The sequence below is a fragment of the Xanthobacter sp. genome (genome assembly GCF_041911315.1).
GTDB lineage: Bacteria > Pseudomonadota > Alphaproteobacteria > Rhizobiales > Xanthobacteraceae > Xanthobacter > Xanthobacter aminoxidans.
Genome location: NZ_JAYRPE010000012.1, coordinates 17056 through 34023, shown reverse-complemented (window position 1 = coordinate 34023; position 16968 = coordinate 17056). Strand labels below are relative to the sequence as shown.

Annotated in this window: 14 protein-coding genes, 1 tRNA gene and 1 pseudogene; 4 read left to right on the top strand and 12 right to left on the bottom strand. The window is 67.8% G+C overall.

What is annotated here, in order from left to right:
• Position 1 precedes the first annotated feature (1 nt).
• The 4 genes from rbbA to ACE3QW_RS04975 all read right to left on the bottom strand — a co-directional run bounded on the left by rbbA (position 2) and on the right by ACE3QW_RS04975 (position 5199).
• Positions 2-2731 (bottom strand): ribosome-associated ATPase/putative transporter RbbA, encoded by a 2730-nt coding sequence (rbbA, locus tag ACE3QW_RS04990; RefSeq protein ID WP_374250688.1) that lies wholly within the window; start codon positions 2729-2731, stop codon positions 2-4.
• Positions 2728-3765, bottom strand: coding sequence for an HlyD family secretion protein (locus ACE3QW_RS04985; protein WP_374250687.1), 1038 nt, complete (start codon positions 3763-3765; stop codon positions 2728-2730). The genes rbbA and ACE3QW_RS04985 overlap by 4 nt, the downstream gene beginning before the upstream one ends.
• 137 nt (positions 3766-3902) lie before the next feature.
• Positions 3903-4709, bottom strand: a complete 807-nt coding sequence (locus ACE3QW_RS04980; protein ID WP_374250686.1) for a DUF72 domain-containing protein — start codon at positions 4707-4709, stop codon at positions 3903-3905.
• Positions 4710-4734: 25 nt separating this feature from the next.
• The gene (locus tag ACE3QW_RS04975) at positions 4735-5199 is read right to left on the bottom strand and encodes an Lrp/AsnC family transcriptional regulator (RefSeq protein ID WP_024281234.1); all 465 of its coding nucleotides are present in this window, start codon (positions 5197-5199) and stop codon (positions 4735-4737) included.
• A 171-nt stretch (positions 5200-5370) separates the two neighbouring features.
• On the opposite strand from ACE3QW_RS04975, the gene ACE3QW_RS04970 reads away from it, so the two are divergent.
• Entirely contained in the window at positions 5371-7809 is a 2439-nt protein-coding gene (locus tag ACE3QW_RS04970; RefSeq protein ID WP_374250685.1) for a transketolase, read from the top strand.
• 192 nt (positions 7810-8001) lie between these two features.
• Positions 8002-8091, top strand: a tRNA-Ser gene (locus ACE3QW_RS04965).
• Here the strand turns inward: ACE3QW_RS04965 and ACE3QW_RS04960 are convergent.
• The 6 genes and pseudogenes from ACE3QW_RS04960 to traA all read right to left on the bottom strand — a co-directional run.
• Positions 8062-9690 (bottom strand): annotated as a pseudogene (locus ACE3QW_RS04960) (recombinase family protein); the annotation flags it as partial. The gene ACE3QW_RS04965 and the pseudogene ACE3QW_RS04960 overlap by 30 nt on opposite strands.
• Positions 9687-10148: a type II toxin-antitoxin system VapC family toxin gene (locus ACE3QW_RS04955; RefSeq protein WP_063112035.1), complete on the bottom strand. Its 462-nt coding sequence runs from the start codon at positions 10146-10148 to the stop codon at positions 9687-9689. The gene ACE3QW_RS04955 and the pseudogene ACE3QW_RS04960, both read right to left, overlap by 4 nt.
• Complete coding sequence (locus ACE3QW_RS04950) at positions 10145-10393, bottom strand: type II toxin-antitoxin system Phd/YefM family antitoxin (RefSeq protein WP_082772848.1); 249 nt, start codon at positions 10391-10393, stop codon at positions 10145-10147. The genes ACE3QW_RS04955 and ACE3QW_RS04950 overlap by 4 nt, the downstream gene beginning before the upstream one ends.
• Positions 10394-10479: 86 nt before the next feature.
• On the bottom strand, positions 10480-10626 hold the full coding sequence (locus tag ACE3QW_RS04945; RefSeq protein ID WP_229644492.1) for a hypothetical protein: 147 nt from the start codon (positions 10624-10626) through the stop codon (positions 10480-10482).
• Positions 10627-10711: 85 nt separating this feature from the next.
• A complete protein-coding gene (locus ACE3QW_RS04940; RefSeq protein ID WP_063112037.1) occupies positions 10712-10930 on the bottom strand; it encodes an AlpA family transcriptional regulator in 219 nt (72 codons plus the stop codon).
• A gap of 128 nt (positions 10931-11058) precedes the next feature.
• Positions 11059-13974 (bottom strand): Ti-type conjugative transfer relaxase TraA, encoded by a 2916-nt coding sequence (gene traA / locus ACE3QW_RS04935; protein ID WP_063112038.1) that lies wholly within the window; start codon positions 13972-13974, stop codon positions 11059-11061.
• A gap of 171 nt (positions 13975-14145) precedes the next feature.
• Between traA and ACE3QW_RS04930 the strand changes: the two genes are divergently transcribed.
• Positions 14146-14472: a conjugal transfer protein TraD gene (locus tag ACE3QW_RS04930; RefSeq protein WP_197430434.1), complete on the top strand. Its 327-nt coding sequence runs from the start codon at positions 14146-14148 to the stop codon at positions 14470-14472.
• Position 14473: 1 nt separating this feature from the next.
• Complete coding sequence (locus ACE3QW_RS04925; protein WP_063112040.1) at positions 14474-14701, top strand: conjugal transfer protein TraD; 228 nt, start codon at positions 14474-14476, stop codon at positions 14699-14701.
• Between the two features lie 266 nt (positions 14702-14967).
• On the opposite strand, the gene ACE3QW_RS04920 is transcribed toward ACE3QW_RS04925, so the two are convergent.
• Together ACE3QW_RS04920 and ACE3QW_RS04915 are read right to left on the bottom strand one after the other, a co-directional pair.
• A complete protein-coding gene (locus ACE3QW_RS04920; RefSeq protein ID WP_063112041.1) occupies positions 14968-15963 on the bottom strand; it encodes a phosphonate dehydrogenase in 996 nt (331 codons plus the stop codon).
• A 26-nt stretch (positions 15964-15989) separates the two neighbouring features.
• Positions 15990-16859: a LysR family transcriptional regulator gene (locus tag ACE3QW_RS04915; protein WP_200671161.1), complete on the bottom strand. Its 870-nt coding sequence runs from the start codon at positions 16857-16859 to the stop codon at positions 15990-15992.
• Between the last annotated feature and the right edge of the window lie 109 nt (positions 16860-16968).

Here is a 16968-nt window from a genome sequence, read left to right as displayed (position 1 = left end):
GTCAGGTCTCCTGCTTGCGCAGGATGAGGAAGGCGATGGCCAGCAGCGCCGGCCAGAAGGCGGCGGTGGCCATGACGAACGGCAGAAGCTCGGTGAAGCTCAGCCCCTTGGTGAAGGCGCCCACGCTCACCCGCATGAAATAGGTGGTGGGGAAGAAGGTGCCGAGCACCCATCCCCCGCCCTCCAGCGAGGCCACCGGCTGGAGCATGCCGGAGAACTGGGTGGCGGGCATCATGGTGCCGATGGCCGTGCCGAACAGCGCCGCCACCTGGGTGTTGGTGAGGGTGGAGGAGACGAGCCCGATGGCGGTCGTCGCCAGCACATAGGCGAAGGCCCCCAGCGCCAGCCCGAGGAACGAGCCCTTCAGCGGCACCCCGAACAGGAACAGCGCCATCAGCACCATGACGACGAAGTTGAACAGCGCCACCCCCACATAGGGCGCCTGCTTGCCCAGCAGGAATTCCAGCTTCGTCACCGGCGTGACGTAGAGGTTGGTGATGGAGCCCAGCTCCTTCTCCGTCACCACGCCCAGCGCGGTGAGGATGGCCGGGATGAAGATGAGCATCAGCGCGATGTTGGCCGGCACCATGGCGTCGAGGCTGCGGAAGGACTGGTTGTAGCGATAGCGCATCTCCAGCCCGGCGAAGGCGGAGAAGCTGCGCCCCGCCGCCTGCGCCGCATCGGCGAGGAACATGGTGTGCACCGCCTCCACATAGCCCTTGATGGTCTCGGCCCGGAACGGCATGGCGCCGTCGATGGTGACGAGCACTTCCGTCTGCCGGCCAGAGCGCAGATCGGCGCCGAAGTTCGGCGGCAGCTCGATGGCGAAGGCGATGGCGTTGGACTTCAGCCGCTGGTCGAGATCGTCCGGCGAGGCGAGCGGCGGCTGGATGCGGAAATAGGTGGAGTGGGCGAAGCCGTCGATATAGGCGCGGCTTTCCGGCGTCTGGTCGCGGTCGAGCACGGCGAAGCGCAGCTTGTCCACGTCCAGCGTGATGCCGTAGCCGAAGATGATCATCAGGAAGGCGGTGCCGAGCAGCGCGAAGGCGAGGCGCACGGGGTCGCGCTTCAGCTCCAGCGTTTCGCGCCAAGCATAGGCGGCGAGGCGGCGGGGGGAGAAGGCGGCCGGCTTTCCCGCCGGTCGTGGCTGGGGCGGCGGCAGGCGGGCCTCGGTGCCGGCGGCGCGGCCGCCCATCTCCATATAGGCGACGAATGCCTCTTCCAGGCTCGCCGCGTGCTGCGCGTCCTTCAGCGCCTGCGGCGTGCCGGTGGCGATGACGCGGCCGGCATGCATGAAGGAGATGCGGTCGCAGCGCTCCGCCTCGCCCATGAAGTGGGTCGAGACGAAGATGGTCACGCCCTCATCCCGCGAGAGCCGCTGGAGGTGATCCCAGAAGCCGTCTCGGGCCACCGGATCGACGCCGGATGTGGGCTCGTCGAGGATCAGCACCTCCGGTTCGTGCAGCACCGCCACGGCCAGCGACAGGCGCTGGCGCACGCCGAGGGGCAGGCCGTCCGAGAGGTCGTCGAGATGGTGCTTGAGATCGAAGGTGGCGACGAGATCGGCGATGCGCTTGGCCGCCGCGTCCTCCGGCAAGGCGAACAGGCGGGCGTGCAGCTCCAGATTCTGCCGCACGGTGAGTTCGCCGTAGAGCGAGAAGGCCTGCGACATGTAGCCGACGCGCCGGCGCGTCTCGATGTCCTTCGGGTCCACCGGCACGCCGAACAGCAGCGCCTCGCCGGAACTTGCCGGCAGCAGGCCGGTGAGCATCTTCATGGTGGTGGACTTGCCGCAGCCGTTGGAGCCGAGGAAGCCGAAGATCTCGCCGCGGCGGATGGTGAAGCTTACATCGTCCACCGCCACGAAGTCGCCGAAGCGGCGGGTGAGGCCGCGGGATTCGATCGCCACCGGCGCGTCGGCCGGAATGGCGGCAACCGGGAGCGCGGCGTCGCCGTCGCCGCGCTGGCCGTCCGGCAGCAAGGCGATGAAGGCGCGCTCCAGCGTCGGCTGGCCGGTGCGGGCCAGGTGCTCGGCCGGGCTGCCGTCGGCGAGGATGCGGCCATTGTCCATCAGCACGACGCGGCCGAAGCGGGCGGCCTCCTCCATGTCGGCGGTGGCGACAAGGAGGGTCAGGTGCGGGCGGTCGGCGCGGATGGTGTCCACGAAGTCCCAGAACTGCCGGCGGGAGAGGGGATCGACGCCGGTGGTGGGCTCGTCCAGCAGCAAAAGGTCGGGGTCGTGGACCAGCGCGCAGCACAGGCCGAGCTTCTGCTTCATGCCGCCGGAGAGCTTGCGCATGAGTCGGTCGGCGAACGGGTCGAGGCCGGTGGCGGCGAGCAGGGGGGCGACGCGGGCGCCCTTGGCCGCCGCATCCTCGCCGAACAGGCGGGCAAAGAAGGCGATGTTCTCGGCCACCGAGAGGTTGGGATAGAGGTTGCGCCCCAGCCCCTGCGGCATGAAGGCGATGCGCGGCTGCGCCTCTTCCCGCGCCTTGCGCGCGGCGAAGTCCGCGCCGAGCACCTCCACCCGGCCGGTCTGGATGCGCTTCGCCCCGGCGATGAGGCCGAGGAGGGTGGACTTGCCCACCCCGTCCGGCCCCACGAGGGCGACGGCGGAACCTTCGGCGATGGTGAGGTCCACCCCGTCCACCGCGCGCGTCTTCCCGTAGGCGTGGTGGATGCCGGCGAGCCGGACGGCGTCCGGGAGTGCCGCCGGAGCGGCCTCGCTCACGGTTTGGCTCCCGCGTCCTTGGTACCCGCGTCCTTGGGCGCATCGGCGGCGTCGCGCACGAGGTCCGAGTCGAGCCAGGCGGGCCACTGGGCGGCGGGATCGAGCCGGACGTAGCCGACGCCGGTGACGCCGGTCTTCACATGGTCCAGATACTTCTCCACCAGCGGCCGGGCGACGCGAAGCTTCACGCGGAACATCATGCGGTCGCGCTCGCGCTGGGTTTCCACCTGCTTGGGGGTGAACTGGGCGCGGGCCGAGACGAAGGAGACGGCGGCCGGCACCGCGCGGTCGGGCAGCGGCTCCAGCATCAGCCGTGCGGGGGTGCCGAGGCCGATGCGCCCGGCGTCGGCGGCGGGCAGGAAGATGGTCATGTAGACGTCGGACAGGTCGATGAAGGTCAGCACCTTGCCGCCCGCGCCCAGCACCTCGCCCGGCTCGGCGAGGCGGTAGATGACCCGGCCGGACTTGGGGGCGATGAGGGTGCCGTCGGCGACGAGGCGCTTCAGGCGGTCCACCTCCGCTTCGGCGGCGCGGATGGCGCTCTCGCTCGCCGCGAGGCTCGACTGGGCGGCGGCGAGCGCCGCGGCGGCGGTGAGCTTGGTGGTGCGATACTGGTCCACCTTCTGCTCGGTGGCGAAGCCCTTGGCGACAAGGGTTTCCTGCCGCTCCAGCTCCTTGGTGGCGAGGTCCAGCTCGCCCTTCCTCTGCTCCACCACATGCATGGCCGTGTCGCGGGACTGGCGCGCCTGCGCTGCCTGCGCATCCGCCGTGCGCAGGGCCGCCTCGAGGTCCGAGACGTCGATGTGCGCGATGACCTGCCCCTGCTTGATGAAGTCGCCCTCCTCGGCGAGCACGTCGAGCAGCCGGCCGGGGGCCTTGGTGGCGACGTCCACCTCGGTGGCCTCAATGCGGCCGTTGCCCTCGGCGAAGCCTGGGGGCAGGGCGCGGCTGCGGTGCGCGAGATACCACGCCCCGGCGCCGCCTGCGGCCGCGAGGGCGACGATGACGGCGAGGATGGCAAGGGAGCGCTTCATAGGGACACCTTCAGGGGGCTGGCACGCCCCCGCGATGCCGGTGGAGGATGGCACTCCCGCGGGGCGTCGGGAACCGTCTCTGCATCATCTCTTTACCGCAGTGCACACATCCGGCGTTGATTGAGGTCAACGGCTGTTCACTCGCCGTCCACCTGCCGCTGCAAGGCGATGGCGCCGGCCGGGTTGCGCACTTTCGCACCGCCGATGAGGTAGAGGAAGACATCGCGCTTGGCCGCCGTCTTTCCCTTCGCCTTCGCGGGCGCCCCCGCCTGCGGCAGGCCCTCGGGCACGGTGCCGGCCTCCCACGCCTTCGCGGCCTTCGCCCAGCGCGCGAGGTCGGCGGCGCCATAGCCGGTCTCGATCGTCTCGGCGGTCTGCTGGAGCCGGGCATAGGTGAAGTCCGCCGTCAGGTCGGGGATGGCGGGATAGGTCTCGTGGTCGGCGAAGACGATGGCGACGCCATGCTTCCGTGCCAGCTCCACAAACTCGGGCACGGCGAAGGAGGGGTGCCGCACCTCCAGCGCGTGGCGCAGGGCCACGCCGTCATGGGCCTTCGGCAGCAGGGCCATGAACGCGGCCATGTCGTCGGGGTCGAACGCTTTCGTCGCCGCGAACTGCCAGTTGATGGGGCCGAGCCGGTCGCCCATCTCGACGATGCCGCTGGTGATGAATTTGCCGACGCTCTCCTCCGCCTCCGCCAGCACGCGGCGCTGGGTGACGTAGCGCGTCGCCTTGAGCGCGAACACGAAGCCGTCCGGCACCTGCCGCGCCCATTCGGCGCAGGATTTGGCGGAGGGCGTGCGGTAGAAGGTGCCGTTGATCTCGATGGTCTTCAGCACGGATGCCGCGTGGGGCAGCTCCTTCGCGTGGGGCAGGCCTTCCGGATAGAAGACGCCGCGCCACGGCTCGAACGTCCAGCCGCCGATGCCGACGCGTATGGCCATCTGATCCTCCTTGCGCGTCCGGCCGTCACGGCAGCGGCAGGACGTGGGAATATTTCACCTGTTCCAGCGCGAAGGAGCTTTCGATGGAGGCGATGCCGTCGAGCCGCGTGAGCTTCTCCTTCAGGAAGCGCTCATAGGCGTCGAGATCGGCCGCCACCACCCGTAAAAGGTAATCGCGCGGGCCGGTCATCAGATAGCATTCCAGCACCTCCGGCCAGCCCCGAATGGCGGCGGAAAACGCATCCAGCGCCTCCTCCTGCTGGCGCTCCAGCTTGATGGAGACGAACACGCTCACCGGCAGCCCGGCCTTGCGCTGGTCCAGTACCGCCGCATAGCGCGAGATGAGCCCTGCCTCCTCCAGCGCCTTCACCCGCCGCAGGCACGGCGAGGGGGAAAGCCCCACCTCGCCGGACAATTCTGCGATGCTCTTGCGGCCATCCGCCTGCAGGACGGCGAGGATCTTCCGGTCGATGGCGTCGAGGCGCATGATCCTGCTCCATTGGCTGCGTTCCGTGGCATTTTATGGCTCAAGTCGCGCCAAGGTAAGGCCGATTCGACCGGAAACGCCGCTCCGCCCACGCTACAATCGGGTTGCGGGCGGGTGCTCCGGCCCGCCCGCTGAAGAAGACATCGCTGAAGACACCCGCGCCGAGGAAACGCTATGGCCTCCCCCCGTTCCGCCGCTCCCGCACTCCGCACCCCGCCCGCGCCGCCCTCGACCGCCGATCTCGCGGTGCTCGGCGAACTGGAGAAGAAGGTGCTGTGGCTGGCGAGCTGGATGATCCACAACGCCAACCATCTGCGGCCCGGCACGGACGGCCTGAAGGTGGGCGGCCACCAGGCTTCCTCGGCGTCCCTCGCCGCCATCATGTGCGCGCTCTATTTCCATGTGCTGCGCCCTGAGGACCGGGTGGCGGTGAAGCCCCATGCGAGCCCCATCTTCCACGCCATCCAGTATCTGCTCGGCCGGCAGGATCGCGCACGGCTGGAGAATTTCCGCGGCTTCAAGGGCGCGCAGTCCTACCCCTCGCGCACCAAGGATGCCGACGACGTGGACTTCTCCACCGGCTCGGTGGGCCTCGGCGTGGCGCAGACGCTGTTCGCCAGCCTCGCGCAGGATTACGTCCACGCCCACGGCCTCGCCGGCGGCCGGCCCAAGGGGCGGATGATCGCCCTCGTGGGCGATGCGGAGCTGGACGAAGGCAACGTCTTCGAGGCGCTGCTGGAGGGCTGGAAGCACGAGGTGCGCAACACCTGGTGGATCATCGACTACAACCGCCAGAGCCTCGACGGCGTGGTGCGCGAGGGCCTCTACGAGCGCTTCACCGGCATCTTCGAGGCCATGGGCTGGCAGGTGGTCGTGCTGAAATACGGCACGCTCCAGCAGGCCGCCTTCGCCGAGCCCGGCGGAGAGGCGCTGAAGCGCTGGATCGACACCTGCCCGAACGCCGAATACTCCGCGCTCACCTTCCAGGGCGGCGCGGCCTGGCGAAAGCGCCTGATGGACGACCTGGGCGACCAGGGCGAGGTCTCCGCCCTCATCGCCCGGCGCTCGGACGCCGAGCTGTCCGCGCTGATGACCAATCTCGGCGGCCACGACATCGCCTCCCTCATCGCCGCCTTCGATTCCATCGACCACGACCGGCCGGTGGCCTTCCTCTGCTACACGGTGAAGGGCTTCGGCCTGCCGCTCGCCGGCCACAAGGACAACCACGCCGGCCTCATGACCCCCACCCAGATGGAGGCCCTGCGCGCGTCCATGAACGTGGGCGCCGGCCGCGAATGGGAGCCCTTCGAGGGGCTAAAGCGCCCTGAAGGCGAGCTGCGCGCCTTCCTCGATCGCGTGCCCTTCGCGCAGGGCGGCCCGCGCCGCTATGCCGATCCCGCACTCGCCGTGCCGGCGCTCGCCCCGCCGCCCAATCCCAGCATCTCCACCCAGGCCGGCTTCGGCCTCATCCTGCAGGACCTCGCGAAAGGCGACAGCCCGCTCGCGGATCGCATCGTCACCACCTCGCCGGATGTGACCGTCTCCACCAATCTCGGGCCGTGGGTGAACCGGCGCGGTCTGTTCGCCCATGAGGCGCTGGCAGATGTGTTCCGCCGCGAGCGCATCCCCTCCACCTTCGCCTGGGAATTCTCGCCCACGGGCCAGCATATGGAACTCGGCATCGCCGAGATGAACCTGTTCCTGACCCTCTCGGCCTTCGGCCTCTCCCACTCCCTGTTCGGCGCCCGCCTCGTGCCGGTGGGCACGCTCTACGACCCCTTCATCTGCCGCGGGCTCGATGCGCTGAACTACGCCTGCTACCAGGATGCCCGCTTCATCCTCGTCGCGACCCCCTCCGGCATCACGCTCGCCCCCGAGGGCGGGGCGCACCAGTCCATCGCCACCCCGCTCATCGGCATGGCGCAGGACGGCCTCGCCGCCTTCGAGCCGGCCTTCGTGGACGAGCTGGCGGTGCTGATGGAATTCGCCTTCGACTATGTGCAGCGCGACGGGGATGGCGCCGCCGACGAGCGCAACTGGCTGCGCGACGAGACCGGCGGCTCGGTCTATTTCCGCCTCTCCACCCGTCCGCTGGAGCAGCCGAAGCGCGTCTTCACCGATGCGCAGAAGCGCGCCATCGTGGACGGCGCCTATTGGCTGCGCGAGCCCGGCCCCAATTGCGACGTGGTGATCGCCGTGCAGGGGGCGGTGACGCCCGAGGCCATCGATGCTGTGGCCCTCATCGCCGAGGACCGGCGCGACGTGGGCCTCCTCGCCGTCACCTCCGCCGACCGGCTGAACGCCGGCTGGACGGCGGCCGCCCGCGCCCGCGAGCGCGGTTTTGCCGGGGCGCAGAGCCATGTGGAGCGGCTGCTGTCGGCCTTGCCGCGCCATTGCGGGCTCGTCACCGTCATCGACGGCCATCCCGCGACTTTGGGCTGGCTCGGCGCCGTGGCGGGCCACCGCGTGCGGGCGCTGGGGGTGGAGCATTTCGGCCAGACCGGGACGCTGGCCGACCTCTATGCCCATTACGGCCTCGACACCGCCGCCATCATCGCCGCCGCCCAGGGCATCTCCTCCGGCCGGCCGCTGCGGCACCTGAAGGCGGTGTGAGCGGTGCGCTTCGCCCCATGGTGGCGCTGGACTCTGGGGGTTCCCAGCTCCGGCCGCGCAGATCGGTTCATGTTCCCGCGACGGACCTGCGCGCGACCGCTTGTCCTTCGCCCCAACGTCCGCTAGAAGCGCACGACCACGCCACCGGCGTCATGGATTTCCCTAGCGGAACTCCTCCGGCGCCGGCTCTGCGGAGAGGTGGCAGAGTGGTCGAATGCACCGCACTCGAAATGCGGCATACGGGCAACCGTATCGGGGGTTCGAATCCCTCCCTCTCCGCCACTTCAGTCCCTGAGTGGGCACTGCGCTTACGCCGCCGCCCGACACCAGCGCCTGAAGCAGCTGGGTCTTCGATCCCATGATCCGAACCTCGCCGTCCGCGACCTCGACACGCTGGGCTAGCGCGCGCAGGTGGTCGCGGCGGTAGCCGCCGCCTTCGAGGCGGATGCGCTGGCGGGCTGTCTTGGCGAAGGTGCGGACCATTTGCGGGGTGACGGCCTTGGAGCCGGAGCTGTCGAGCATGGCCTGGGCGCGCTCGGCGTCGGCCTTGGCCTGATCGCGGATGGCCTTGAGGCCGTCGATGCGGTCCTTGAGCGCCGGATCGTCGATGTCGGCCACGCCCGCCTCAATGGCATCGTAGAGGCGTTTCAGGCGCAGTTCCGATTCGGTAGCACGCTTGTTCAGTTCGGCGATGTGCTCGCGGCGGCGCTGGGATTGCTCCTGCCTGCGGTCGAGAACACTGGCGAGGATGGCTTCCAACCGCTCGGGCTGGAGAAGCTGGCTTTCAAGGTGATCGGCGACAAGATTGTCCAGCTTGTCCATCGGCACAGCCATGCCCTCGCAGGCGGTCGGTCCCTGCCGCGCCTTCATGGAGCAGGCATAGTAACGATAACGCCCGCCCTTGCCGGTGCGGATGGTCATGGCGCCGCCGCACTTGGCGCAGTGGATCAGGCCGGTGAGCATGGTCGGGCCGCTGATAACGGCGGAAGGGATGAGCTTGGGGTTGCGGGCCTTCAAGAGCGCCTGCACGGTGTCGAACGTCTCGCGGTCGATGATCGGCGGCACCGGAACCGTGACGATCTCGCTGACGGGTTTCAGTTCCTTGGTCTTGCTGCGCTTGTTGAACTCATGCTCGCCCATATAGGTGCGACGGGTCAGGATGCGGTGAACCTGACCGATGCCCCAGCGCCCGCCGTCGCGGGTGAAGATGCGGCGGCTGTTGAGATAGGAGACGATGTTCTTGACGCCCATCTGGCCGGTGGTGCCGTCACCTTCCAGCGCAAGCCGATAGATCAGCCGTACCGTGTCGGCGTGCAGCGGATCGATTTCGAGCTTCTTCTTGACCTTGGCCCCGCGCTGCTCGGCGGCGACAACCCGGTAGCCGATAGGTGGGAGCGCGCCGTTCCAGAAGCCTTGCCGGGCGTTCTCCTTTAAGGCGCGCATGACGTGCTTGGCGTTTTCCTTCGACTGGTATTCATCGAACAAAGCCATGATCTGGCGCATCATGACGTGCATGGGGTCGTCCCCCATTTCCTGAGTGATCGAAACCAGCTTGACGCCGTTCTTCGCCAGCTTGCGGACATAGAACTCCAGTTCGAAGTGATCGCGGAAGAAGCGGCTGAACGAATGGACTACGACGACATCGAATGGCGCGGGCTTGCTGGTCCCCGCCTCGATCATGCGCTGGAACTCGGGGCGGCGGTCGTTGGTGGCGGATGCGCCTGGCTCCACATAGGTTTCGACAAGCTGATAGCCGCGTGAGGCGCAGTAGGCTTCGCCCTGCCGCTTCTGGTCGGGGATGGAAACGTCATGCTCGGCCTGCCGCGCCGTCGAAACCCGAAGATAAAGGGCGGCACGCAGAGGGATTGTGGAAGCGGTCATGCCGGGCCTCCTTGTGCAGCCGCCTCGTCAGGCGACAACACGGCGACGCCGAACGGAAGGAAATGCTTCGTGTTTCGGGTGACGATGACGAGTTCATGCGCTGCGGCGATACCGGCAATCACGGCATCGGCCATTCCGGGGTCGTGACCGGCCGCAAGCGCCTTCGCCTCCAGCCGCCCGCCGATTGCGGCGGCCTGCGCGTCGAAGCCAATGATCTTGTCATCGTATGTGGAGACGAGACCACTGAGCCATGCTTGCAGGCTCGCGGCTTTCGTCGTCGCCCCCTTGTGGTCGAGGAGCGCGATTCCCTTCTCGATCTCGTGGATAGAAACGACCGACAGAAATAGCCGACCATCGGCGTCCATACGGTCCAGCCAGGTGAGGAAGTCAGTGGATGCTTCCGCCTTCGACGGCGCGAGCATGGAGACGACGTTGGTGTCGAGAAGGAAGCCGCTCAAAGCTCGACATCCCGCGATGGTTTGCGGTTGCGCGGGAACTCTCCGCCTGGGAACGTCCTGAGATAACTGACAAGGCCCGCCCGTTTACGTTCGAGCGCTTTGCGCGCGATCTCCGCCGCCTCAACCGAGACCAGGGCCGCAACGGGTTTGCCATGACGGGTGATGGTCACGATTTCTCCTTTGACGGCTTCATCGACCAGGCTCGAAAATCCAGCCTTGGCGTCTCTGAGGTTGATGGTCAGCATGTTGCGCCCTCACATATGTAGACACTTGTGACTACAAGTAGTCTGTCGGAGGGCAGATTTCAACGTCGATTTCGACGCCTGAAGCATCAGCCGCCGGAACAGAATAGTTCATCGAACAGGTCGCCGAACCATTGCTCGAACACCTCGATCTCAGCCTCTGTGACCGGAACGGGGCGCGGCCAATCGTCGGTGACGGTCCAGATGGACAGGTCGTGTTTGGGCGGTCGGCCCATGGGAACATGGTATCCCAGCAGCGCCTCAAGCTGCTCCGACGCTGTGGGCGGCCTGACGCGCCGGGCGCGGGAGCGCGCTCCGCGATCAGACGCCATCGCGGCCGCGCCCGCTTCCGGGCCGCCACGCCACGGGGTTGGCGACCCAACGGTCGATGTCGGATTCCCGCCAGCCCGCGCCGTTGATGCTGATCTTGATCTGGGGCGGGAACGTACCCTCGGCGATCTTGCGGTAGATGGTGGACCGGGACAGGCCGGTGCGGTCGCGGACGGTGTTCATGCGGATGATACGATCTGGCTGGCGCATGGCTGGGCTGCCTCCTGCTGGCTTTTCGTGGGACTGCCAGGAGAGGCAAAGGCAAGGGTTTATTGTTGTGCAATAGGGATTTAGCCGTCGTAGGGCCGTGGCGCAGAGGGGGCGGTAAATAGGACGGTTTACAGCCCGAGACCCCGGCCCCGGCCAAGCCCGAACGTGAGGGTGAGGTCACGGGCGACGCCCATTCCCGAATCGAATGAGATGCCGAGTTCGCGTTTGCGGTTGGCGAGCAGGGATTCCATCTGCGGGTCGCGTTCGAGGCTCTGCGCCATGTTCCCCATCGCCGCCCGCGCCGCCCTGTGACCTGCATAGTCGCCCGCCGCATAGCGTTGGTCGCTGGCCCGGTGGAGTTTCTGCCAGCGCTCCACGAAACGGTCGGCTCGCAGGCCGGGATCGGTGCGCAACTCGGTTTCCAGTTGCAGGGCGTGGATCGCGCGCCGGGCGTCACCTGACGCCGCCTCCGCCGCAAGCTGCGGGTTTTTCTTGTAGGCCGCTTCGGCGTCATGCGAGCCGTGGGGGCGCACCTCCTCGAACCGCTGGCGCGCCTCCTGCAATTCCCTGACCTGATCAGGTCTGGCCTCGCCGCCCTGATCCTGCGCCGCGAAGATCGCATCGACGGCGCGGGCATGACGGACGAGCGCCCGCCCACGCGCCCGGCGTAACGCCGCCTCCGGGTCTTCCTCCACCTTCCTTTCCGGCCCCTGTCCGTCTGCGGCGGGCAGGCGCAAGTCGTCGAAGATGCCGCGCACCTTCTCGGGAACTCGGCGGGCGATCTCCACAACACGCTCGACGTGCTCGCGGAAGGTGATGCCGCGCCGCTCGGCGTAATCCTGGGCCGGGTCGATCCGCTGGTAATCCGCTGCCATGTCCTTGGCGCGGTCGCGCGACAGGGTGTTGATAAGCCGGTCCCGGCTGGCGAAGTCGTCGTGGCCGTAATGCAGGTCCATGCCGTCGCGGTGTCTTGACAGGGCGACATAGCTGCCATGGCGGTCCATGCCGGGCGTCGCCAGCACATGGGCGCGGTCCACGGTCATGCCCTGCGCCTTGTGGATCGTGGCGGCATAGCCGTGGTCGATCTTGTTGTAGCCCTTCAGGTCGAACGTGACATTGCGCCCATCGTCGGCGCGGACGGTCATGCTCTGCCCGCTGACCTGCTCAATGGTGCCGAGCGTGCCGTTCTTCACGCCAAGGCTGCGCTCGTTTTGCAGGAACATAATGCGGTCGCCGGTGGCGAAATTCCGCACGCCGCGTTCGGCGGCGATATGCACATCCGCGCCAAGCTCGCCTGCATCGCGCACCCGTTCGCGGGCCGCCTCGTTCAATTCCCGCACGTCAGCATTGGTGTGGGTGAGGATGATACGGGTTGCGTCTGGGCTGGCCTGCCGGTCACGGTCCCAGCGGTCGATCAGGTCACGCCGCGCTTCTTCCCGCGTTCCAGCCTCATGCACCATGTCGCGGGCGCGGTAGGCGTTCAGGGCTTCGCCCGTCCGGCCGCTGGCGAGGTCGCGGGTCGCCTCACGCTGCCAGTCCTCATGCTGGCGGCGAACCTCGCTGATCTCCGCGCCGCCGTGGCGTTCGTGGATCGAGCGGAACGCCGCGCCCGCCTCGATGGATTGAAGCTGTTCCGGATCGCCGACCAGCACCACCTTCGCGCCGGCCTCGGCGGCATGGGACAGCACGCGCTCCAACTGCCGCGTGCCGACCATCCCGGCCTCGTCGATGACAAGCACGTCGCGGCTGGTGAGCATGTCGCGGCCCTGCGACCAGCGATGCTCCAGGCTGGCGATGGTGCGCGAGGCGATGCCCGATCCGCCTTCCAGACTCTCGGCGGCGATGCCGGAGAGCGCCGCGCCGCGAACCTCATAGCCCGCCGCTTCCCAGGCTTCGCGCGCCACACCCAGCATCGCGCTCTTCCCCGTCCCGGCATAGCCGACGACAATCCCAAGGTCGCGCCCGTCCGTGACATGCGCCAGCGCCTCGGTCTGCTCGCCGGAAAGGGTCAGCCCGCGATCCGCCGCGCGCGCCAACGCGGCTTCTCGGCCCCTGTCATTCACCTCATGGCGTTCGCGCTCGGCCATCATCGCGGTGGCGCGATGCAGGCGCTGTTCGGCCTCGATCATGCCGCGGCTGGTGAAGCGGTCCTGCCCAACATCGTCCTTGCCGAGTTCGACAAGATCGGGCGCGCCGCGCATCGCGCCCATGACCTCGTTGAACTGGTCGATGCCATCGCTGTGCCGGTGCGCGAACATCGCCATGTCGCGCCGTGTAAAGGTCGATTGCTGCTGGGTGATCGCGTCCAGGGCGATGTTCGGGTTCTGGATGATGCGCGCGCCGTTCTCGCGGGCGATGCGCCGGTGATCCTCGGCGCGGTCGGCCTCGATCCCGGTAGCCTCGATGCGCTGCGCCGGTGCGCCGATCTTGGTCTGCGGCTCAAGACCGATGCCCTGCGCCTCAAGGCTGCGGTGGTCGATCCGCGCGTCGATGTCGAGTTCGGCAAGACGCTCGTTGACGTGATCGGCCCAGCGTTCGCGCCAACGTTCGACCAGCTCGGTGCGGTTCCACTCCCGCACCTTCTGGCCGAACCCGTTGTCGTCCACGCTGCGCATGGTCAGCATGACATGGGCATGGGGTTTCGGCATTCCGTCTTCGCCGATATCCCAATGCACGTTCACATCGGCGATCATGCCCTGATCGACAAATTCGGCTTGGGCAAAATCGCGGGCCAGTTCGACGCCTTGGCGCTCCGTCATCTCACGCGGAAGGGCGAACTCCACCTCGCGGCAAAGCTGGGCGTCCTTCCTTTTCTCGAACGCCTCGACATCGTTCCAAAGCTTTTCGCGGTCGTTCCATTCCTCCGGTGCGTTCTCCGGCAGCATGACCTCGGAATGGACGACGCCGCGCTTGGCGGAAAAGTCCTGATCGCGGCCCAGCCGGTCGTCGCGCAACCGCGAGGCCGAGCGGTAGGCGGCGGCAGCCACCACGCTGCGGCCCGCCGCGCGTCCGATGACCTGAACGGAGAAATGGTAGATCGCCATGGCGACCGACCAGATACTGCTCCCAAGCGCACGTCGGAACGACGTATAAGCGCGCCCTCGAAATGAATTTCTCGGGACGGTCCGCGCCGTTCCAGGCCGTCCCGGCAACCTTACAGCATTCCGGCCGACACGAAACTATCATCGCTCCATCCATTGCTTATGGAGACGACGATGCGGAAACCACGGGACTATGGCGCTGAACTGAAGGCGCTGGAGGACAAGGCGCGGGAACTTAAAACGCGCAAGGTGCAGCAACTCGGCGAACTGGTGATCTTGACCGGAGCCGACGCGCTCACCGTCGACGAACTGGCGGGCGCGCTGATCGTGCTGGCCGAAACCAAGGACGCCGGAAAGAGGGAGGCGTGGGCCAAGCGCGGGGCCGCGTTCTTTCAAAGCCGGGCGCGGCGATCTGCATCGGCATCTGACCGCGACGCGGGCGGCGCTCAACCGCAACCGGACGGTGCGCAACCGGCATCAGGCAGCACGAGCGCGGCATGATATGCGAACCTGGCAGGTCGAACGCCGCCAACGCACGCGGCATCTGATCGAACTCGGCGGTCTCGTCGTCAAAGCCGGGATCGTGGACCTGACCTGCGATGATCGCGCCATCATCTACGGCGCCCTGCTCTGGGCGGCCGACAAGCTCCAAAGCGATGAACGCGACAAGGCGTTGGCGCTCTGGGCCGACAAGGGAAAGCAGGCGTTCGAGCATGAAGCTACGGCATGAATCCCATCACCGCGCAGGATCGGCATGGCAGGGTATGACCGATGGCGGGCGGCGCGGAGACATCACATATCGCAGCGCCACCCGTCATCGCGCGGCAACGCCGCGCAACGGCGACGCACATCACGGGCTCGAGGTTTCGCGCACCTCGCGCAAGGCCCGGCTGAAGAGGTGATTGAAGATGCGATCGCAATTTCCGCATTGGTCATGATGATGCTTTGAAGGCTGCTGTCGCGCTGGTATTGCTTGATGGCCACCGACGGGCCGTGTCAGGCGGCAGAGCGATCGTGCGAAGGTGGCTCCCGCTGCAATCCGTCCAGATGGCGCAGGATGTTGCGAGCGGCGGCGAGGGCGATGTCCCGCCGCACGCTGTCGACCGCCGAGCCAATGTGGGGGGTCAGAACCGTGCGGGCATGAGAGAGCAGTCGCGGCTCGACGCCGGCGGGCCGATCAGGCCGGGCCCAGTCCTCCGTCTCGAACACGTCGGCCGCATACCCGCCGAGATGGTTCGCCTCTAGGGCGTTGGCGACCGCCGCCTCGTCCACCAGCGATCCGCGGGCGGGGTTGATGAGGAGCGCGCCCGGCTTCATGGCCGCGATCGCCGCCGCATCGATCAGGTGGCGCGACTCCGCGTTCAATGGCAGCGCCAACACCAGATAGTCACTGCGTGCCAGCAACTCTGCCAGATCGCGCCGCAGGAGCCCCTGCGCATCCTCCGCGGCGGGAGAAAGCGGGTGCGCGTCGCAATAGGAGATGCGGCAGCGGAATGGCCGCACGCGGTGGGCGATGGCCTGGCCCACGGCACCCATGCCCACGATGCCCACCTCCGCCCCATCGAGCCCCATGCCGTAGAGTACCGGCCGCCAGCCGGCGAACGGGTGCTGGCGGATCAGCCGGTCGCCGGCGAGCAGATTGCGGCCGAGGGCGATCATGAGGCCGACGGCGAGTTCTGCGGTGGGCGCGGTGAGCAGGTCGGGCACGATGGTCACGTCGACGCCGCGCGCCCGGCACGCCTCCATGTCGAAATTGTCTGCTCCCTTCAGGGCGCAGGCGACGACCTTCAGATCCGGGCAGGCTTCGAGGAAGGCGCCATCCACGTGGTCCGTCATGAAGGCCAGGATGGCGTCGGCGTCGCGCGCGCGGCGCAGGAGTTCCGCGCGCGGCCACGGCTCGCGGGTGGTGTTGGCCTCTACCGCACCGCGGGTGGAAAGCAGATCTAGCACCTCGGGGTGGACCCAGTTGGTGACGAGGGTCTTGCGAGCCATGGATGTCTCTTGCGGCAGGAGTGGGATCAAGCGGAGGCGAGGCAGAAGGTGGCGAAGCGCCGGGCCATGGAGGATTGCGGGCTTTCGCGGCCGAGGCCGATGAACAAGGTCTTGAAGATGTCGGCCTCCTCCAGTTCCAGCATGGTGAGCGTGCCGGCCTTCACCTCCTCGGCCACGGAATAGGCGAACACCACGGAAAGGCCGAGCCCGGCCTTGACCGCCTCCTTCACGGCGGCGGTGCTGCCGAGTTGGCGTGCCACGCGCAGGCGCCCAGCATCGGGCCCGAACATGCCGGCGAGCGCCCGGCCGGTGCCGGTGCCGGGCTCGCCGCCGATGATGGGATGGTCGAGCAGTGCCTGGCGCGGAATGCAGCGCTCCTTCGCGAGCGGATGGTCGGGGCCGGCAATCACCACCAACTTCTCTCGGCGCCAGCCCTGCCATTCCACGGCCGGGTGGTCCTCGCTCCATTCGGTGAGAGCGATGTCCGCCTCGCCGGCGATGAGGGCGTCCACCGCATGGCGGTTGGTGGTGATGACGAGGTCCACCGTGCCGGGCCGATCCAGGTCGCGCTCGAACACGGCGATGAGGCGCGGCGCAAGATAGACTCCTACGTTGCCGCTGGCATGCACCACCAGGCGGCGATCGGAGACGACGGCGCGGGCACGGTCGGCGCTGGCTATGAGGGAGCGGGCCTTCGGCAGGAACAACTCGCCGTCACGGGTGGGGACCGCGCGGCTGCGGTTGCGCACCACGAGGGGCACGCCGACGAACTCCTCGAGCTTGCGCAACTGCTGCGAGACGGCCGGCTGCGAGCAGGCAAGGCGCTCCGCTGCCGACTGGATGCCGCCCTCATCGATGACCGCCAGAAAGGTCTGAACCTGAGACAGATTCAGCATGCGCATGCCCCCGCCCTTGTGCGGCCACAGCCGCTCCATCCCTTGCACCGGAATGTATGCATTAAACGAATGTATGTTGCAACTTCATATTTAATTGGCATTTCCCGCA